The 21,256-nt window shown below is 48.6% G+C and carries 14 protein-coding genes; 6 read left to right on the top strand and 8 right to left on the bottom strand.

Going from position 1 to position 21,256, the window contains the following annotated elements; translation table 11 throughout:
- Positions 1-173: 173 nt before the first annotated feature.
- Positions 174-3,878 carry a non-ribosomal peptide synthetase family protein gene (locus WH45_RS15230; protein WP_082096853.1) on the top strand — a complete coding sequence of 1,235 codons (3,705 nt, stop codon included), beginning with the start codon at positions 174-176 and terminating at the stop codon, positions 3,876-3,878.
- A 161-nt stretch (positions 3,879-4,039) separates the two neighbouring features.
- Entirely contained in the window at positions 4,040-5,296 is a 1,257-nt protein-coding gene (locus tag WH45_RS22915) for a S8 family peptidase (protein WP_052723804.1), read from the top strand.
- Positions 5,297-5,474: 178 nt separating this feature from the next.
- Here WH45_RS22915 and WH45_RS15220 read toward each other — a convergent pair whose 3' ends face one another.
- The 4 genes from WH45_RS15220 to WH45_RS24155 form a co-directional block, all read right to left on the bottom strand.
- Positions 5,475-6,257 carry a hypothetical protein gene (locus tag WH45_RS15220; protein ID WP_046215285.1) on the bottom strand — a complete coding sequence of 261 codons (783 nt, stop codon included), beginning with the start codon at positions 6,255-6,257 and terminating at the stop codon, positions 5,475-5,477.
- Positions 6,258-6,524: 267 nt separating this feature from the next.
- Positions 6,525-7,913 carry a class II fumarate hydratase gene (gene fumC / locus WH45_RS15215; RefSeq protein WP_046215284.1) on the bottom strand — a complete coding sequence of 463 codons (1,389 nt, stop codon included), beginning with the start codon at positions 7,911-7,913 and terminating at the stop codon, positions 6,525-6,527.
- A gap of 204 nt (positions 7,914-8,117) precedes the next feature.
- On the bottom strand, positions 8,118-8,795 hold the full coding sequence (locus WH45_RS15210; protein WP_046215283.1) for a uracil-DNA glycosylase: 678 nt from the start codon (positions 8,793-8,795) through the stop codon (positions 8,118-8,120).
- Positions 8,796-8,934: 139 nt separating this feature from the next.
- Complete coding sequence (locus WH45_RS24155; protein ID WP_082096851.1) at positions 8,935-9,816, bottom strand: methyl-accepting chemotaxis protein; 882 nt, start codon at positions 9,814-9,816, stop codon at positions 8,935-8,937.
- Positions 9,817-10,631: 815 nt separating this feature from the next.
- Here WH45_RS24155 and fsa point away from each other — a divergent pair.
- From fsa to WH45_RS15190, 3 genes are all read left to right on the top strand, one after another.
- Positions 10,632-11,312 (top strand): fructose-6-phosphate aldolase, encoded by a 681-nt coding sequence (fsa, locus tag WH45_RS15200; protein ID WP_046215282.1) that lies wholly within the window; start codon positions 10,632-10,634, stop codon positions 11,310-11,312.
- Positions 11,313-11,519: 207 nt separating this feature from the next.
- The gene (locus tag WH45_RS15195) at positions 11,520-11,960 is read left to right on the top strand and encodes a MarR family winged helix-turn-helix transcriptional regulator (protein ID WP_046215281.1); all 441 of its coding nucleotides are present in this window, start codon (positions 11,520-11,522) and stop codon (positions 11,958-11,960) included.
- A 35-nt stretch (positions 11,961-11,995) separates the two neighbouring features.
- Positions 11,996-13,333, top strand: coding sequence for an MFS transporter (locus WH45_RS15190; RefSeq protein ID WP_235338389.1), 1,338 nt, complete (start codon positions 11,996-11,998; stop codon positions 13,331-13,333).
- Positions 13,334-13,423: 90 nt separating this feature from the next.
- Here the strand turns inward: WH45_RS15190 and WH45_RS15185 are convergent, their stop codons facing one another.
- Both WH45_RS15185 and yicI read right to left on the bottom strand, forming a co-directional pair.
- Complete coding sequence (locus tag WH45_RS15185) at positions 13,424-13,825, bottom strand: GyrI-like domain-containing protein (protein WP_046215280.1); 402 nt, start codon at positions 13,823-13,825, stop codon at positions 13,424-13,426.
- 360 nt (positions 13,826-14,185) lie between these two features.
- Positions 14,186-16,498 (bottom strand): alpha-xylosidase, encoded by a 2,313-nt coding sequence (gene yicI / locus WH45_RS15180; protein WP_046215279.1) that lies wholly within the window; start codon positions 16,496-16,498, stop codon positions 14,186-14,188.
- A gap of 294 nt (positions 16,499-16,792) precedes the next feature.
- Here yicI and WH45_RS15175 point away from each other — a divergent pair, with 294 nt between their 5' ends.
- The gene (locus WH45_RS15175; RefSeq protein WP_235338388.1) at positions 16,793-17,641 is read left to right on the top strand and encodes an AraC family transcriptional regulator; all 849 of its coding nucleotides are present in this window, start codon (positions 16,793-16,795) and stop codon (positions 17,639-17,641) included.
- A 219-nt stretch (positions 17,642-17,860) separates the two neighbouring features.
- Here WH45_RS15175 and helD read toward each other — a convergent pair whose 3' ends face one another.
- Positions 17,861-20,218, bottom strand: coding sequence for an RNA polymerase recycling motor HelD (gene helD, locus WH45_RS15170; protein WP_046215277.1), 2,358 nt, complete (start codon positions 20,216-20,218; stop codon positions 17,861-17,863).
- A gap of 219 nt (positions 20,219-20,437) precedes the next feature.
- Positions 20,438-21,181, bottom strand: a complete 744-nt coding sequence (gene map, locus WH45_RS15165; protein WP_046215276.1) for a type I methionyl aminopeptidase — start codon at positions 21,179-21,181, stop codon at positions 20,438-20,440.
- Between the last annotated feature and the right edge of the window lie 75 nt (positions 21,182-21,256).

Genomic DNA, 21,256 nt, shown 5'->3' with positions numbered 1-21,256 from the left:
AGCCTGAAAAGAATGCCCTCCATGATTTTGATGGAAGGCATTTCTTTTCACGGCCTAATGGCTATATAAATAATATATCTGTATCACCCTGTCCATATTCCATTCCTATTATTTCATCATAATAACTGTGCTTTCTCATTGCACAGATTTGTTTAAACCAAGGAGAGATTATCATGTCCCAACCGGAAATTGCGAATCTACTAACTACCTCGACCCAGCTGCCAGCTCTACAGATTCCACTGGACAACTCCAGACAGTGGCAGAAAGACACGTTTGCGATCCACCGTTTTGATCTGGGCCAGCCTATTGCCGATTACATTCACCAGCTGACCGATCCCCTCAAAAAAGAAGCGGTTTTGCTAACTGGCTATCTCGGCTGGATTCATCGTATGTCTGCAGAGCAGGAAACTTCCGCTTTATTTGCTTCTGCCAGCGGTACTCTTCCTGTAACGGTTTCCTTTGAAGAGTCGCCAGGCTTCGAGCTGATGGTCGAGCAGGTGTATGATCAGCTTGCTGGTGAGAAATCACCCGCTCCGGTACAGAGTGAGACAGTGTTCAGCTTCGGCTTGACGATTCCGGCTCAACCGGGACAGCTCATTAACTGGGCGATTGAAGAACGTCCTTCCTCACTGACTGTTGTTATCGAATATAATGATTCGCTGTTCAAACCAGCGACGATCGCCCGCTTCTCCGCCTATTATGTACGCTTGCTTGAAGGCCTGATTGCCCAGCCACAGCAGCCGGTAGGTGCAGTGAATATACTCAGTGCCGAAGATGAAGTACTGTATGCCGCATTGAATAATACCGATGCTCCTTATGAGGAATCCCAGACCTATCACGGTTCCTTTGAACAGGCAGCACATCAGTACCCTGATCATCTGGCCATCAGCTTCCGGGATACCACCTATACCTACCGCCAGTTGAATGAAAAGGCCAATCAGATAGCTCATCTGCTGCTCAACCAGGGACTGCAAAAAGGGGAATTTGTTACCATGTTCCTCGATCGCAGCCTGTACAGTGTTATCAGTCTGCTCGGCATTATGAAAGCCGGCGGTGTATATGTTCCTGTTGATCCATCCCATCCGGATGATCGCAACCATTATATTATTCAGGATACACGTTCTGCCTTTGTCGTAACCCAGCATGACCACTACAACAAAGTCCATGAACTGACTGCCGGTATTGCTGCCATGCGTGGTATTATCAGCATTGAATATGTGAATTCTGTAGCAGCTCCCGAAACACTTTACAATCCGAATGTCGATGTACTGCCCGATGATCTGGCTTATGTCATCTATACTTCCGGCTCCACCGGCAAACCCAAAGGCACACTGATCGCACATCGCGGCGTAGTGAACCTGGGACAAATACTCAAAGAGCAGTTTGCCATTACACCGGAAGACGTTATGGCCCAGTTCGCCAGCTACAGCTTTGACGGATCGGTTTGGGATACGATCGCTCCGCTGTTCCATGGTGCGCATATGTATATGCTGGATGCGGATGAGCGTGTATCCATCGAAGAATTTGCCACCGCTGTAGAGCGTACACAATCGACGATCATCACGGCACTGCCGACGGTCTTTTTCAATCAGCTGTCTGCTTATCTGTCCGAAGAAGGATATTGCAAGCTGTCCAGTCTCCGTCTGCTTGCAGTAGCTGGAGAAGCATTATACGGAGAACGGGTTCGGGCTTTCCAGCAGAACTTTGGCGCTCCGGTTCAGGTTGTGAATGCCTATGGACCTACCGAGTGTACGGTCTGCGCGACCATGCACAAAGTCAGCGAACTGCTGCCTGAAGATGTAGTCAACGTACCAATCGGACGTCCGATTCATAATTATCAGATTTATATCATGAACGAGCACCAGCAGCTGGCGCCTGTAGGTGTACCGGGTGAGATGTATATTTCCACCATCGGTATTGCCAGAGGTTATCTGAATCAACCGGAAAAGACGGCTGCCGCTTTCCTGCCTCATCCTGAACGCGAAAATGAACTGCTGTACCGCTCGGGTGATCTGGCGAAGCTGCTGTCCGACGGAACGATTGAATATGTAGGTCGCAGCGATTCACAGATCAAGATCCGTGGACACCGCATCGAGATTGGAGAGATCGAGGATAACCTCAACAAATACGAAGGTATTCAGGATGCTGTCGTTGTTGCCAAAAAAGATAGCTCCAACCAGAACATGCTGGTCGCTTACTTTACTACCCAGGATGGCACGCTGCTGTCACCTGCAGCAATCAAACAGTTCCTGGCCGACCGCCTGCCTTCGTATTTTGTACCGCGCTTTATCTGCCAGCTGGATGAAATGCCGATTTCTCCAACCGGCAAAGCCGAACGTAAAAAGCTGATCGCCTATCCGAATACGGAAGTACAGGAACAACCTGCAGGCTATGTGGCTCCGCAAAATGAAACCCAGCAGCGAATCGCTGATGCCTGGGCACAGGTACTGAACAAGCAGGAGATTGGCATTCATGATGACTTCTTCTCGATCGGTGGCGATTCCCTGCACGTTATCCATGTACTGGTACTGCTCAAGCCGCATTACCCCGGCCTGAAAATTGCCGACTTCTTTGAGCACAAGACCATTGAAGGTCTTGCCGTCTGTGCAACCCAGCAGCAAGTGGAACCAGCGAAAGCAGAGTCCATTCCGACCAGAGAACTGACCGATCTGGTTGAATATCCCGAGAAGGTTAAAGGCTCTGCTCTCCCTTCACTTCGTGCTGCTGCCAATGTGCTGATTACCGGTGCAACCGGCTACCTCGGCTCTTATCTGCTGTTTGAACTGCTGCAGCAAAGTGATGCTCATGTCTATGCCCTTGTACGCAAATCAGGTAATGCCAGCAGCATGGATCGTCTCAAATCCACGATGGAACTTTACTTTGGACGCAGTATTCTGAATGGATTCGAGGAACGGGTAACCGTAGTCGAAGGCGATCTCGAAGCGGGACGTCTTGGTCTGAGTGATGCCGATTACCGGATGCTGACCGAGAATACTGATGCCATTATTCACAGTGCAGCGGATGTACGACATTTCGGTGATGCCGAGCAGTTCAAAAAATCCAATATCCTGTCTACCGCGGAACTGCTGGATATTGCAGCCAAGCGTCCGGGCGTACGTTTCCATCATATTTCCACGATGGGTATTCCGGAAGATCTGTCTCTCGAAGGCAAATGGGATCAGGTGATCGAACAGGGCTATCTGGCAGAAGATCTGCAGGCGACCAACGTATACACTAACAGCAAGCTTGAAGCTGAAAAACTGGTTATTGCAGCCGGTGAGCGCGGGATTCCGGTTAATATTTACCGGGCGGGCAATCTGTCCAGCCATTCCATCAGCGGCAGCTTCCAGCGCAATATTGATAGCAATGCCATGTACCGCATGATCAAAGCGATGCTTTTGCTTGGCAAAGCACCGGCTGTCGATCAATGGATGGACTTTACCCCAATCGACTATGCTGGCAAAGCGGTAGTTCACCTGGCATTACAAGAAGACACCGCTGGACGGATATTCCATATCTGTAATCCGCAACAGCTTCCTTATGGTGAGCTGATTGCATTGATTAACGAAGCAGGTTATATTGTAGATACTGTGCGTCCGGAAGAATATGCAGCCTGGCTGCTCGATCCGACAACAATCAAGCCTGCTGAAGCCATGCAGCTCGCTATGGCACAACTCGAAGGCGACGGTGCCAAGGATTCCCCTTACCGTCTCGCCAATCCCGTAACTGCAGCGATTCTGGAAAAGGCAGGCATTCACTGTGCCGCACCTGATTACCAGTTCATCTCGGCCATGCTGGGCTATGCAGCCAATATCGGATACTTCCCGGCCCCGGTTATGCTGGAGACGGGAACTGTGCAAGTTAATCACGTGGTATAAATCTCATTTATAAATTCATATGGTTTATTACAAAAAACCCTGGCCGCTTGATCGTCAGGGTTTTTGTAATAAATATTGTTAGATTAGCAACTTAGCAATGATTTAATTATAATATAACAAACAATGGTTTATGCCTAAATCGATTAAGGAGCTCAACTCATATGAAATGGATTAAAAAGATGAATACATGGAAAAAAAAGGCATATACTATAGCGGCGACTATTCCATTACTGTCCGCTCTGCTGTTGCCTTCCTTCCCATCCCATCCAGCAGCCGAATCCGATACAGCTACACAACGTTATCTGGTTGCCTACTCCGGTGAAGCCGGCAAGCAGGCAATTCATCAGCTGACTCACGCAGAGGCAACCATGCTGGATCAGCTTCAGGTAGCTGCCGTTGATTTGACAGCTGCGCAAAAGAACCAGCTGGCTCGCCAGCAGGGAATTACCAGTATTGAGCCCAATGAAGTCTACGCTTCGGCAGCCCAGGCTTTTGCTCCGAATGTCAAAGCGATTACCGTAAAACCCAATGAACAGGCATCATGGGGATACGGTATGATTGATGCACAGATTCCTTTCAATGCGGGTTATACCGGTAAGGGAGTCAAAGTAGCGATTCTGGATACCGGCATTTCCACTCATCCGGAGCTGAAGATTGCAGGCGGTGTATCCGTAGTGGGTTATACTTCCTCCTATGCCGACGATAACGGTCATGGCACATTTATGGCTGGTGTGATCGGTGCACAGGATAACGGCAAAGGTCTGATCGGAGAAGCACCCGATGCCGAGATCTACGGTGTGAAGATTCTGGATAGCAAAGGCAATGGCTCTACTGAAGATCTCGCCAAAGGCATTAACTGGGCGATCCAGAACGATATGGATATTGTGAATATGTCGATTGCTTTCCCGCACAGCTCTCCAGCTGTAGAGAAAATGATCACTGCAGCTGATGCCAAAGGCATTCTGCTGGTCGCTGCTGCCGGCAACAAAGGTACGGCTAACGCAGCTACCAATACGATTGAATACCCTGCCAAAGCAGCAGATAAGGTCATCGCTGTCACTGCGGTAGATAATACGCTGCAGCGTGCAAGCTTCTCCGCCAGCGGTCCGGAAGCGGATGTTGCCGCTCCAGGTGTAAGTATTGTAAGCACAGCCAGTAATGGCAAATACGAGCTTCGTGACGGCACATCGGTCGCTGCTCCTTTTGTAACCGGAATGGCTGCTGTCCTCAAACAGGCTTACCCGAGTCTGACCAATGCCCAACTGCGTGATGCCATTGAGAAAAGCAGTATTGACCTGGGACAGCCAGGCAAAGATAATTTGTACGGCTACGGAATGATCAGCTTCCACCATCTGTTCGATCACTCCATCATCCCCGCTTCTTCCGGCTTTTTCTTTACAGGGAAGATTAATAAATAATCTATCCGCTCCAGCACAAATTAGATGTCGGTTATTCCAATATGGATAAGAATCGTTAGTTGAAATAGTTGATAATTATAAATAAAAAAGCTGCCTCCCTCATGGGAAGCAGCTTTTTGGTTATCTTAATATTCCTATTCACCATATCTTAATAGAAACCCATCATCATGCAAAGGCACTAGATTTCTCCGACAGAGACGTTGCGACCCAGCCACTGCAGTTCGTTATCCAGAATGACATAATCCGTCCAGTTCAGGTCTTCGCCCACCCAGTCATGATATTCCAGTACCTGCCGGTACAGCAACTCCAGCGTGCTCTCAGATGGCTCTGTCATCAGTTCGCGTATCGTCTTCAGCAGCCGTTCAGGCTTTTTGCGGGCATGCTCCAGCGTATGTATGAGCCATTTGTGCCCGGGGTACAGCATTTCGTTATGGGCCAGAATGAGCCTGCCGCCGAACAGCACCATATTCATCACCGACTGACGCAGCAGATACGGCTCATCGGTCATAAATGCTTTGCGACATTCCTGATACCAAGCTTCGAATTGTGCATAAAACCGGTTGATATTGTCCTGCTTCTGCTGCAGGGGATATTCGGTAATGTCATTAATCCGGTTCCGCAGATCAGCCAGCCGGGAGAATACGATAACGACTCCCATAAAAGCCGAACGTGCCGGTTCACTGCCGAATCGTGCTACTTTGTCCATATAACCGGGCGAAATGTATCGCCCTGTCACCAGCTGACCAGCCGCTTCGGTATGATCCAATTCCCGGTAATGCAGAGATCCTCTCTGCAGACGCTGCTCGAACTCCTCGTCGGTTATAATAATCATCGCTTCCACTCCTGCCGATGCAGCAGTATTACTATATATTTCAGTGCCTCCCAGCAAAACGCCCAGTACTGAAGGATCATTTTGCAGCTGCTCACTCCATTTCGATAAATGACCTGAAAAGATACTCATAAAACCCTCCTTTTATCCAACACTTAATTGATAATGATTATCATTATTAATTATTGAATTCATTGTATATGAACTCTTCCTGTTTTGGCAAGGGATTGTGAGCAGAATGTGTCTGCTTCGGTAGAGGCCTGTTGATATTCTGTAACAAAAATGGCTTGATCAACAGCAAACAGGCCCTATCATCATGGATAAGGCCTGCGGGATCACAGAGTGTTTATTTATCACTGCTTATTACTGTTAATCGGTATAGCTGAAGCCAGACGAGGATCAGGCTTTCGGATGGATCATTTTGGATGGATCGACATACTCATCGAACTGCTCCTCGGTCAGCAGACCGCTTTGCAGTGCCGCTTCTTTGAGAGACAATCCTTCTTTATGAGCATGTTTGGCGATTTTGGCCGCATTTTCATAACCGATATGTGGATTAAGCGCCGTGACCAGCATCAGGGAGTTATCCAGATTGTGCTGAATCTGATCGATATTCGCTTCGATTCCAACCGCACAGTGATCGTTAAACGATATGATTGAATCTGCCAGCAGCTGCACGGATTGCAAGAAGTTATAAATGATGACCGGCTTAAACACATTCAGTTCAAAGTTACCCTGACTGGCTGCAAAGCCGATCGTCGCGTCATTACCCATAACCTGGGTAACCACCATGGTCATCGCCTCGGATTGCGTCGGATTGACCTTGCCCGGCATGATGGAGCTGCCCGGCTCATTGGCAGGGATCGTCAGCTCGCCCAGGCCGCTGCGCGGTCCGCTTGCCAGCCAGCGTACATCGTTGGCAATCTTCATCAGATCGGCTGCCAGCGCCTTCAGGGCACCGTGAGCATACACCACTTCATCATGACTGGTCAGCGCATGGAACTTGTTTGGCGCCGAGACGAATAACTTGCCGGTCAGCTCGGAGATATTGGCCGCGACCAGGCGTCCAAAGTCCGGATGAGCGTTAATGCCTGTGCCCACGGCAGTACCGCCAATCGCCAGCTCCTTCATTTCTGCGGTACTGGTATTGATCATGCGGCTGCTCTTGTGCAGCATCGTCTCCCAGCCGCTGATTTCCTGACCGAGTGTCAGCGGAGTCGCATCCTGCAGATGGGTACGTCCAATTTTGATCAGGTCCTTGAACTCATTGGACTTCTGCTGGAACGTCTCCTGCAGGCGTGCAATCGCGGGCAGCAGTACATCCTCGACCGCGAGCACACCGGCCACATGCAGTGCTGTCGGGAATGTATCATTGGAGCTCTGGGACATATTTACATCATCATTGGGATGAAGTCGTTCCGTCTTGCCCGCTTCCTCGAGCAGCTGGTTACCGCGATGCGCGATGACTTCATTGACGTTCATATTGGACTGGGTACCGCTGCCTGTCTGCCATACGACGAGCGGAAAGTGCTCATCCCATTTCCCGGTCAGGATCTCATCGGCTGCTTTGACGATCGCATCCGCTTTGTCTGCAGACAGTTTGCCCAGCTTTTCATTCGCCAAAGCGGCGCTTTTCTTGAGAATGGCAAATGCATAAATCACCTGAATCGGCATCCGTTCGCCGCCGATTTTGAAATTTTCCTTACTGCGCTGTGTCTGTGCTCCCCATAATTTATCAGCAGGGACATTAATTTCACCAATTGTATCCTTCTCCACACGGTATTCCACTTGAGTGAATCCTCCTTTGGATCGAATCATCTGTAATTGTTGTCATCATTTTACTTATTGAGCCCTTATAATTGTAACGCTTACATGCCCTAAAAATCCACCAATTTTGTATAAATGTTACCGTTTCAGGGTCTTCGGCAGGCTGCAAAATCACTGCATCTTGCCTGCTGCCCTTTTGCAAGTACATTTTAGCCGTGGTCCGGCCTATTCGGGCACACACCAGTCAATCGGCTCCATCCCCTGGGACAGCAGAAATTCATTGACCCGCGAAAAAGGGCGGCTGCCGAAAAAGCCGCGATGGGCAGACAAAGGACTCGGATGCGGCGACGTAATTACAAAATGCCTGTTCCGGTTGATATTGGCTCCCTTGCGCTGGGCATGGCTGCCCCACAGGATAAATACTGCCGGCGTCTCCCGCTCATTCACCGCTTCCACGACACGATCGGTAAAAGCTTCCCAGCCTTTGTTCTGATGCGAAGCGGCCTGTCCTCTGCGTACCGTAAGCACGGCATTCAGCAGCAGTACACCCTGCTCCGCCCAGTGGATCAGTGAGCCATGCGAGGGCACCGGACAGCCCAGATCGTCATGCAGTTCCTGATAAATATTATGTAAAGATGGCGGGATGGCCACGCCCGGCTTGACCGAGAAACTTAATCCATGCGCCTGCCCGGGTCCATGATACGGGTCCTGTCCCAGGATGACCACACGCGTCGAAGCCAGGGACGTATAATGCAGCGCATTGTAGATATCATACATATCCGGATAGATCGTCTGGGTGCGGTATTCCTGAGCCAGAAACTGTCGCAGCTCCGTATAATAAGGCTTATGCAGCTCCGGCTCCAGCACATCCGCCCAGTCATTGCGAAAGATTGCTTTACTCATGCTTGTACTCCTTTGCTGTGCAGATTGCAGATGACAGGATATGGTATCTTCTATGTATTATTAAAACATATCTGTACAGGTACAGACAAACAGCCCTTTCTGCGCCAGAAAGGGCTGCTCTTGTATGATTCGGATGAGATTACAGACGAGATTTGAGGAAAGTGTCCATGAACTTTTTGAAATCACGGCTCACGGTATTGAGATTGCTGACCACTTCACTGAATTCATTGACCAGCTGTGCCTGTTCGTTCGAGGATACGGCAATCGCAGATATTTCTTTTTCCATTTGTAAAATGGACTGCTGTACGCCACCGAGTGAGCTTTCGATATTTTGAGTGGCATTTTTGGTGTCGACAGACAGCTTGCGTACTTCGGAAGCCACTACGCCAAATCCCGCTCCTGCTTCACCAACACGGGCAGCTTCGATCGCGGCATTCAGTCCAAGCAGGTTGGTTTGTTCGGAGATTTCACGGATAAATCCGGCTACCTGATTGACTTCTTTGGAGTTCTCTACCGCTTTGCTTGTATTGCTTTGAATTTCGGCAGTTGTTGCAGACAGCTGCTGCGATTGTGCGGCGATCAGCTGTACCATATCACTGAGCTGATTGCTGATTTTCTCGATTTCCACAGTTACATTGGACATAAAGTCATTGTGCTGCAGTGTATAAGCGGACGCGATTGCACCGACGATATTACCTTTTTTGTCTTTTAAAGGAACGGATGTGGCATCCAGGGCAAAGCCGTACGCCGAGGCCGGTACACGATTGACGGAGATTTTACCGTTGCGAAGCGCGTTATTGAGATTGGTATCATCCGGCGAGATTCTTGTTCCTTTGAGCTTCAGATCGAGTTCTTTGGCTGGTTTGTAGTATTTGAATTCTTCGAGATCCGTTACTCCCAGCATCAGATCGTCACCGACCACATGTTCAAAATACTTCATGCATTCCACAACCATATCCACAATATTCATTTCTTGACCAGCAGCAGACTCCTGGGATTCGTTTTTGTAATTCATAGCCATCTGTATTCATTCCTCCGTCATTCATGCTCTATAGTATTCAGCTATTGCCTGTTATGCACCGACTCAGGCGATCTACCTGCTGTTTGATTTCGATAAAATAGCCCTTAATTTAATTTCGTCCGCACAGGATCAGAAGTGAATAGCTAAGATATTAAAGTTTAGGATTTTAGTCAGTATTATCCTCTTGTAAATTAGTCGGAACCGACTATAGATACCGCTTTCAATTGGATGCCGGCAACCTTCCTGTCAATCGGTCGCCAAAGTGCATAGGACTTTGTATGTAATTTTGTGTGCAATAATTGAAATGCTTATTCCCAACCCTTGAATATTTTGCTGTCTTGCTAAATGGTATGTTTGATCAGTAAAAATGATATGATTTTTTACCATATTACATTTACTATACGATAACTCAATTTACATTTCCGTAAATTAAAAAATCAAAAATATTTTTTACCTCTTTTGAAAGTCTCATTTTGACATTAATAATCGTTTTTTGCTACTATATGTTGATTATCTATTCGTCTAAAATCAACATATCGGTTTGGTTTTATCTTTGGTTGAATGTAAAGTGCAGGTTAAAAGCAGCTGGACCCATTGTGTGAAGTTTGGAATTGTGGTAAAACCTAAATATAGTAATAATTTTTAAGCAATTTGTACGGACAAATAAACCTCCGTTATGGGGTGTACATATGTATGGTAATGGGTAATGTACACATATGCATCTCCCGATAGCGCAGTTGATGATGTCGCTGGCAAGTTGCAATTATGCTTAGGCGCTATACACTATATATATTTATTAGAGGAGGAAAAGAGAAATGAAATTTTTCTTGGACACAGGTAACATTGAGGAAATCAAACGTATTGCTCGTTTGGGAATCGTAGACGGTGTAACCACCAACCCTTCCCTGATCGCCAAAGAAGGTCGCGTATTTAAAGATGTAATTGACGAGATCTGTGCAATCATCGACGGACCGGTAAGTGCTGAGGTTGTTAGCCTTGACGCTGAAGGTATGTTGAAAGAAGCACACGAAATCGCAAAATGGGCACCTAACATCGTTATCAAACTGCCTATGACTGAAGAAGGTCTGTACGCTTGTAACCAGCTTTCCAAAGAAGGCATCAAAACAAACGTAACCCTGATCTTCACTCCGGCTCAAGGTCTGATGGCTGCCAAAGCTGGCGCTACATTCATTAGCCCATTCGTTGGCCGTCTGGATGATATCGGCATCGATGGTATGCAGCTCATTCGTGACCTGCGTCAGATCCTGGACACTTATGGTCTGGAGTCCGAAATCATCGCTGCAAGTATCCGTAACCTGGAGCACGTAAGAGAAGCGGCACTGGCTGGTGCACACATCTCTACCATCCCTGGTACACTGGTACCTTCCCTGTGGAAACACCCACTGACAGACAGCGGTATCGAGCGCTTCCTGAAAGACTGGGAAACTGTTCCACAAGCCAAAGAACAAGTAAAAGAAGAAGCAGGATCTAAATAAGAACATTTTTATTTAAAAATGTAACTTATTGGAATCTATCTTCCGATATAGTATATATGAAACCACACACCAAAAGCGGGAATCGTAATGATTCTCGCTTTTTCTATTGAAAAATTTAGTTGCAGTAATTATAATTGCATTAACATATATTTTATTTAAGTTACTTATCATTTAAAATATAAACTTTATTACAAAAGGAGCTGCAGTATGAAAGAACTGGATTCGATCGGATTCCTGCTGGGCAGCACATACCGCAAAGTGAGTAATATGTTCTCCAGCCGGCTCAAAGAATACGATATTACACCGGAACAATGGAGCATCCTCTACTACATCTGTGCACGTGAAGGAATGAATCAAAAAGAACTCGCTTCCCATGCCTACAAAGATCAGCCGACAACAGCCCGTATTCTGGATGTGCTTCACCGCAAAAATCTGATCCGCAAAGAAATCGATCCGCATGATCGCCGGGCCTTCCTGGTGTATCCCAATGCAGAAGGCCGCAAGCTGATGGAGAAAGCCCATGAGCTGGAAAAGGAACATAATGAGAAAGTCGCTTCCCTGATGAATCCACAGCAGATGGAGCAGCTGCATGAACTGCTGAGAGAACTCCGCACACGTCTGGAAGAAAACTCGAATCATTTGGAATAAAGATTGGAATAGAGAAATGGAGAGAAATATATACAATGGAACAATCTGAACGTACCCACCTGGCCCAGTCGGCGGCAGAAGAACAGGCTTCCCCTGTCGCTCGTCTGTGGACCAAGGAATTTTTGATTCTGACTGCCTGTAACCTGCTTGTTTTTCTGAATCTGCATATGATTCTGTCTTCTCTTCCGCTGTATATGCGCGAGCATTTTCATGCGGGAGATTTTTATGTGAGTCTCTGTACGAGCCTGATGGCGCTGGCTGCTATCATCTCTCGCCTGTTCTCTGCCCGCGCGCTGGAACTGGGCAAGCGTAATGTTATTTTGTTTGGCGGTCTGGCGATTGCGCTGTTCGGCACGGTTGGTTATTACTTTAGTGCTACCATTATCGCCCTGCTCGTGATGCGGGTTATTTTTGGATTCGGTTTCGGGATGTACAGCACCACCTTCCCGACCATGGTCTCGGATATTATCCCGCGCAACCGGATGGGGGAAGGCATGGGATACTTTGGACTGTCTACGACGATCTCGATGTCGATGGGTCCGCTGATCGGGATGTGGATTGAAAAGCAGTACGGATTCACTCCACTGGTCGCACTCGGCTCTTTGTTTATTGTCATTTTGTTCCCGCTGGCCTACAAATTGATCCGTGGACAGAAAAAGCAGGCCCGGCTCAATGAACAAGCTGCTGCTTCTGCCGCCGGATCAGCTGCTGAAGGCGCTGTACCTGATTCTACTGCTGAAGGTGCCGTGCCTGCTCCTACTTCGGCTTCCAAACCGGCTGCTTCCAAATTTGAGAAAAAGCTGCTGCTGCCGAGTCTGCTGAACTTCCTCATGTCACTTACGTATGGCGGATTGGTCAGCTTTATCGCTCTGTTCGGCGGAGAAGCCGGTATCGCCAATCCGGGGTACTTCTTCCTGTTCAATGCACTGGCTGTCGTGCTGATCCGTCCGTTTTCCGGCAAGATCTATGACAGCAAAGGCCCAAAAGCACTCGTCGTACCAGGTGCAGTCATGCTGATCCTCGGTCTGGTGTTCCTGTCTTTTGCCCATTCGACGCTCGGTCTGTTCGGCGCTGCACTGTGTTATGGCATCGGCTGGGGCGCTCTGCAGCCAACGATGCAGACGTGGATGATCCAGGTCGTCAATCCGCATCAGCGCGGAATGGCCAATGGGATGTTCCTCAACTCACTGGATCTTGGTGTGGCCCTTGGAGCGATGATTCTGGGCACGGTAGCCAGTATGAGCAGTTATACTTCGATGTACCGCTTCTCAGCGCTGTTTATCGTTATTTATATCGTGATCGGAGTTATCTATATGGTTAAAGCCAAAAGTATACCCGGTCAGGAACAAACTGTGCATATCAAAATCAAATAACTACAGCTCCTCCAAAAGTGGCAGCCAAAAACAAAAGGACTTCGTATATTGAAGTCCTTTTGTTTTTGGCGTTTATGGGCATTCATGAAGTTATTTTAAAGCGATATGGATCGTTTTGGTACCGTCTGTGCTGTATTTTTCATAATCCAGTGTATAAGCACGCTGCAGACTGCCTTCTTCCTCCTGCTTCCAGATCGTTTTCCATGCTTTGATCACGCCCTGTTCATCGGCTGCGTCGACTGGGAATACCTGATAAGCGGCTGATTCGTCCACCTGCAAATGATCGGCATCCTCCCCATCTGTCTCTACAGCGATTGTCAGGGAATAGTCACCTTTATAATCGCTTTCATATTCATGATACACGCCGTATACAGCTCCCTGCTGCTGTGCCAGGTGTGGCTGAGATGCCTGCCATACTCCCTGAATTTTCTCAAGCATTTGTTCATCTTTGAAATTATTTGTACGTGTGCTTTGAATTTTTTGCAGTCTCATTATAATCTCCTTTTGTGTACGAACTGGCATTATGACAGGCCCTGCTTATGTAAATATCTCTGTATGTCTATTATGCATAATGCTTTCATCATTATAGAACGAATGTTCTTTCATTTCAAATTTTACCAGTATCCTTATGTGCGCGATGTATTAAGGATGACAGAAGGACCGATGGATCGTCTGGATGATATCGGTATCATTTGTTCAATGATTGAAAAAGCCGGCAAGGGCGTATAGACTCCCTAACCGGCTGGGTGCATTATGATATTTACTTACAAGATCATGTCTATCCACCTGTTCGTCTGTTTTCGTACAATCTCGCCTGTCCTGAGGCGAAGATCATCCGGTCCCAGACTATACTTACAGCGTAATCGTAATGTGATTGTCTTCTCCCTTGAAGACCAGACCCTGCTCACCTGCAGATTCGGATGCACCCTCTACGGAAGCGATATTCTGGATGCCGTGCAGGACGACAGACCAGTCGGTCAATGTACCTTCAATAGTGACTTCGATTTGGCCATTCTGACGTACGGCTGTAACATCCGCTGCTTTGTCTCCGTTCATCTGTACGAGACGGATCGCCGAGCTTTGCCCTTCTTCCAGTCCATAGATATGCAGTTCCACACCACTCGCGTAATCGTAGTCAGGCTTGCTGTCTTCCAGACCCATGGCGATGATGCTGCCCGGCTTGACCAGCACCGGCATATTCATATAATCATAGGTCTCATTGTACCAGCGACCACCCTGTACGATCTCATCTGTCAGCAAGTTCGTCCACTGACCTTCCGGTACGTAGTAGGAAGCGGTACCTTCTGCGTTGAAGATTGGAGCGACCAGCAGGGAATTCCCGAACATATACTGGCGATCCAGTGTATAGGTAGCCGGGTCCTGATAATAATCCAGTACCATTGGACGCATCATCGGCGTGCCCTGCTCAGAAGCCGTAACAGCCGCGTCGAACAGATACGGCATCAGGCGGCATTTCAGCTTGGTGAACTTGCGCAGTACGTCGACAGACTCTTCATCGAACAACCATGGCACACGGTACGATTCATTACCATGCAGACGGCTGTGGGAAGACAGCATACCGAATTGTACCCAGCGTTTGTATACGGCTGGTGCGGCTGTCATCTCGAAGCCGGAGATATCATGACTCCAGAAGCCAAAGCCGGATACTCCGAGAGACAGTCCGCCACGTAGCGATTCGGCCATCGATTCGAAGGTGGACGAACAATCTCCGCCCCAGTGAACCGGGAACTGCTGTCCGCCGACGGTTGCCGAACGGGCGAACAATGCCGCTTCATTTTTACCCAGATTTTCTTCCAGCAGTTCGAAGACCACTTTGTTATACAGGAATGTATAGTAGTTGTGCATTTTTACCGGGTCCGAGCCATCGTAGTAGACTACATCGGTCGGAATGCGCTCGCCAAAGTCGGTTTTAAAGGAATCGACACCCTGGTCGATCAGCACTTTCAGCTTGCTCTTGTACCAGTCGACTGCTGCCGGATTGGTAAAATCGACCAGACCCATGCCTGCCTGCCACAGATCCCACTGCCAGACGCTGCCATCCGGACGCTTCATCAGATAGCCATTTTCCATACCTTCGTCGAACAGATAGGATTTCTCGGCGATATATGGGTTGATCCAGGCGCAGATTTTGAGCCCTCTGTCTTTGAGACGCTTGAGCATGCCTTCCGGGTCGGGGAACATGCGCTCATCCCATTTAAAATCACACCACTGGTATTCACGCATCCAGAAACAGTCAAAATGGAAAACGGATAATGGAAGATCACGTTCAGCCATGCCATCGACAAAATGGTTGACCGTTGCTTCATCATAGTCCGTCGTGAAGGAAGTGGTCAGCCACAGACCGAATGTCCATGCGGGAGGCAGTGCCGGCTTGCCGGTCAGCGTCGTGTAGTTATCCAGTACTTCCTTTGGATTGCTGCCACCGATAATAAAGTACTCCAGCGTCTCGCCTTCTACACTGAACTGCACCTTGGATACATTCTCGGAAGCAATCTCATAAGAGACTTTCTCCGGATGATTGACGAATACGCCGTACCCTTTGCTGGACAGATAGAACGGGATGTTTTTGTAGGCCTGTTCGCTGCTTGTACCGCCGTCTTCGTTCCAGATATCCACGGTCTGGCCGTTTTTTACAAAAGGGGTGAATCGCTCGCCAAGACCATAAATGTACTCACCTACGCCCAGTTCCAGCTGCTCACGGAAAAAGACGCTGTCTTCCGGTCCATTGATATAACCCGGCCCTTTATGTACGCTGCCGGTCAGATGGCGTTCATTATAATCGAAGCTGATATTCCAGCCTGTATTTTTGGTAATGGTTGCTTTGAGTTCACCGCTCTGAAAGGACAGGGCTTGTTCATCATCCTGAATGGCAATATCATGATCCAGCTGAGCCAGTTCGAACTGGGGCGCTTTATTCAAACCGCCTTTGTGGTGATTGAATGTTACTTTGATTACATTGGGAATGGGCGAACTGAGTGTTGCCTTGATGAGTGCACCGTTCAGTGTATCGCCTTTACGCTCAATACGCTTGGTTGCTGCATATACGGTCACTTCATTATCTTTACGTACGATATCCCGGATATCGACCGGATGCTGCATGTGGTAGCCTTTGCGAATTTGCCAATAACCATCTGTAAATTTCATGAGTTTCTTCCCTCCACTGGAGTGTGTATTTGATAATCGGATAGTGGTGAACACTTGTGTAATCTTTATCTATGTATAATAATATTGATTAAGAAAGCGCTTTTCTTCTTTTATTTTGATAAATAGTAGCAGGATTTTGATATATCGAGTTACATATGCCAGTTACAACTATCATTATTACTGTACCTATACAGGCAGGGGGCGAATTCACTGAACAGCTTTGAACCCATTCGGGATAAATTAAAGGAAAACCGCATTCACGGCAGCCGGATGTATCCGGTCAGCGTTTATTTTATGGAGGATTTGCAGGAGGAGACGATTCTGGAATGCCACTGGCATGAGGAACCGGAGTTTATTCTGGTTACCGGCGGCAGGGCGATGTTCCAGATTGGCACACAGGCGTATGAAGTCAGTGCCGGGGAAGCGGTATTTGTGAACAGCGGGGAGATTCATACGGCCTATCAGATCGGCGAAGAATCCTGCAGCTTTGCAGCAACGGTCTTTGGCATGTCCCTGCTCAACAGTCCATCCTATGACACGGTGCAGGCCAGCTATCTGGACCCGCTGCTCGGCCGGCAGGTTCAGCTGCCTGTCCATCTGACCCGCAATCAGGAGTGGCAGGCGGAGATTCTGTCGCTGCTGGAGCAGATTATTCATGTGAATGAAGACCGCGGAGCTGCCTTTGAACTGAAGACCAAAGCGTATCTGTATCTGATCATCTCACTGATGATGGAGCATGTGGATCATCACCCGGTTTCCTTTACCGCTGCCAGTGACAAGATCGAGCGACTCAAGCTGGTGCTGGGGCATATTCACCAGCAGTATCAGCAGCCGCTGCGGCTCCGTGATCTGGCGGAACTGATCAATATGAGCGAAGGGCATTTCTGCCGCTTTTTCAAAAGTCTGACCCAGAAAAGCCCGGTGGATTACATTAACCGTTATCGCACCCAGCAGGCATGCCGACTACTGGAGACAACCGATCGCAAGATCGTCGATATCTCGCTGGAAGTGGGCTTTGACAGTCTCAGTTACTTTATATCGGTGTTCAAGCAGCACCGGGGATGTACGCCTTCACGGTATCGCAAGCAAGTGACCACAGCGACACCGGCGCTGATTACGGAGCTGATGGATGTGAATTCCTGAGCATGTATTTTTAAGGAAATCTTGGTTCGTTGTCTTCGATTCATCGACATAACCTCTTTTCTCTTTGTTACGTTATCTACTGACATCATCCTATACAAAAGGGAGAAAGATGAATATCTCATCCTTCTCCCTTATTTATTGGTTGGGTTGGACTACACACCCTGCTGCAGACGAACCGTAATGTAGTCCGTACAGTCATACTGCCCGATGGAATCCTGTTCAGCCGCGGTAGTCCTGCAGCACATAGCTCCCCGGGTTAACATCCTGGATCAGCGGAGTCGGCTCTTCAATCGCATACAGATACAGCAGATGCATCGCCCGGGTGCAGGCGGTATAGAACAGCTTGCGCTCGGCTTCGCGGTTATAACGGTCGCGGGAAGCATCATACAGGATAACCGCATCGAACTCTACGCCTTTAGCCAGATAGGCAGGGATAATAATTGTTCCTTTTTCAAATACCGGTGTGTTCTTGGTCATTTTGCGCATCGTGATCTGGTCCTTGAGCGCCTCATAAGCTTCAGTGCATTCGCTCTCGGTCTTGCAGATGATCGCGGTATACTGATACCCCTGCTGCTGTAAATGGTGCAGATTACGCACAATCTCCTGATGCATATCCTCGCGGTCACTGTACAGCGATACGACCGGTTGGTCACCGCGGCGGTTGAACGGAACAATATGCTCGCCGCCCGGAATCATCTGGCGGGTAAAATCCACAATCTCGTACGTGGAACGGTAGCTGCGGGTCAGACGGATCAGCTCGGTGTTCTCCTTGCCGTACAGCTCCAGCAGCGGCTCTTCTTCGTCGAAGACCGAGTTATGGCTGTAGATCGCCTGATTCAAGTCACCGAGTGCAGTCATGCGCGCTCTTGGGAATAGACGCTTCATAAACTCCAGCTGGAACGGTGAATAATCCTGCACCTCATCCACAATCATATGCTTGATCGATGTATTAGAGCGGAAGCCCTGGATATGTTCTTTGAGATACAGATACGGCGTCGCATCTTCGTAAGCGAGCTCGCCTTTTTGCATCCGACTGACGGTCTGTGGACCGAATTCATGCCATCCTTCCGGCAGTGAGCCGCCATTGACCCGGGTGAACAGCTGCTCATCAGTGAACAATCGGCGATACAGACCGCTCAGGTCGATAAAGCGCAGCCGTTTGACCCATTTGCGCAGCGGCTTTAGCCAGTTATTCACAACCATGCGTGCCGCCATCTCTGCTTCCAGCTGGAAGTCATCAAAGGAGACGGACTTGTTCTTCTGCTTGCGGCGCATCATGGTGTAGGCGCGATGATAATCATCGGTGCTGAGCGTCTGGATCTGCTCTTCCACCCATGGTTCCTTGCGCTCGCGGCGGCCAAAGTCATTGACTTCCTTGAGCAGCCATTCCCGCATCAGTTCGATCCGGTTGCCCAGCTTCACCGCAGGGTCATAGCTGTAGAACTGATCCAACATCTGCTGTTTGGACACAATCTCGCGTCCCTGAAAACGAACCGCCCGGAAGCTCATCCCTTCATGCAGCAGCAGATCCGCATACCGCCGGATCGCCTGGAAGTAGTGCGCAGACGACTTGTAACGAATGCCCTGCACACGTGCCGGATGTCCATCATCCTCCGACCAGGCGAGCAAATATTCCATCTGCGAGAAAATATCTTCCAGATCAAATTCATGACCGATCCGCACTTCCAGATACGCCTGGAATGTTGTCTGCAGCATATTCTCTTCGCCCAGTTCCGGCAGCACCGTGGAGACATAGCTGTTGAACATTGAGTTCGGGGAAAAGAGAACCATCTGGTCGGCACGCAGACTCTCCCGGTAGCGATACAGCAGATAGGCAACCCGCTGCAGTGCGGCCGATGTCTTGCCGCTGCCTGCGGCTCCCTGCACAATCAGCATACGGCTTTGATCATTACGGATAACGCTGTTCTGTTCCTTTTGGATCGTCGCGACGATATTTTTCATCTGGTTATCAGCGGTATGACTGAGTACCTGCTGCAGCAGTTCATCCCCGATCGTTACCCCGGTATCGAACAACACTTTGATTTCCGCATCACGGATAACAAATTGGCGCTTCAGCTCCATCTCGCCTTCTATCGTGCCTACCGGTGTACGGTAGGCAGCCGGTCCCGGTGCACCATCATAATATAGACTCGATACCGGCGCTCGCCAATCATAGATCAGGAAATCCTCTTCATTTTCATCGAGAAATGATCCGATCCCCAGATAGATGCGATCCGCTGGACCTGCATCTTTTTCCCTGAAATCAATTCGGCCAAAATATGGCGAGCTGGACAGCCGGCGCAGCTTGTCGAGTGTCAGACTGGAACGACGGTGACTCAGCTCCAGCTCGGACAGTACCTGGGACTGCTGACGCAAGCTCGTCGACGTCTCACCGACATCATCCTGCTCACTAAAGTTAATCGATACTTCATCCCAAAAGTCCTTACGCATGCCGACGACATCGCCACGGCTCTCGCCAACTTCCTGTTCCAGTACCCGGATCTTGCCAGTGATTTTGGCAGTCACATCGTCCACACGTTTCTGTTCTATTTTCCAATCGTTATCTTCTATTGCCATGCTGCCATCCCCTTCTCTGTATCTATTGTCCATCCAAAATTTCATTTGACATTTATATTAATGTGTGATATTATCATATTAAAATATGCTCTTTTTATAATACTCTGCCATTTTGTAGAGCATTTTTTATTTTACGACTTTCCATTACAAATTGCAAATAGTAAAGCCGCACGACTGAATATCTTCGGTCATGCGGCTTTTTTAGTTATCATGGCGCTGTTATTTGGTTAAAATAATCGGTTCGCCCTTGGTAATAATCAGGGTATGTTCATACTGGGCCACATAGCTGCCATCGTCGGTTTTGAGCGTCCAGCCATCGCTGCCTTCGTACACTTCCTCTGCCTTGGTCGAGACGAATGGTTCGAACGCGATTACCGATCCTTCTTTCCACAGATCATTGTCTGTCGGATCGTAATAGCTGAGAATATATTCCGGCTCATCATGCAATGACTTGCCGATGCCGTGCCCGGTCAGATTGGTAATGATCGTAAAGCCCAGCTTGCGGGCGGTATTGTAGCTGGCTTTGCCTGCATTGCTGCGCTTGGAGCCGGCTCTGATCTTTTTGGCAGCTGCGTCGAATGCCTGGATGGATGCTTCACACAGAGCAGTCAGCTTTGGATCGCCTTTGCCTGCGACAAAGGATACACCGGTATCGGCAAAATAGCCATCCAGCGAGCCGGACACATCGACATTGACCAGATCGCCTTCCTGAATAACGCGTTCTCCGGGAATGCCATGAGCCACCTCTTCATTAATACTGATGCATGTATATCCGGGGAAATCATAAGTTACTTTGGGTGCGGATACAGCACCATACTGTTCGAACAATTCGGCAGCGCGCAGATCCAGATCGATCGTACGTACTCCCGGCTGGGCCATATTTTTCAGTTCGTCACGGATAATGGCGACGACTCTGCCTATTTTTTTCAGACCTTCAATGTCCTGTTCTGTTTTTGCAATCATGCTTAATCTCCTTTACCTTCAACGTCAAGCAGCAGTTTGGCTGCTGTACGATTTCTAATCGAATTCACACTATCT

This window comes from Paenibacillus wulumuqiensis, from assembly GCF_000971965.1.
In the GTDB taxonomy this organism is placed as follows: Bacteria; Bacillota; Bacilli; order Paenibacillales; family Paenibacillaceae; genus Saccharibacillus; species Saccharibacillus wulumuqiensis.
The sequence above is the reverse complement of the archived record's forward strand: the minus strand, read 5'-3'. Positions and strand labels throughout refer to the sequence as shown.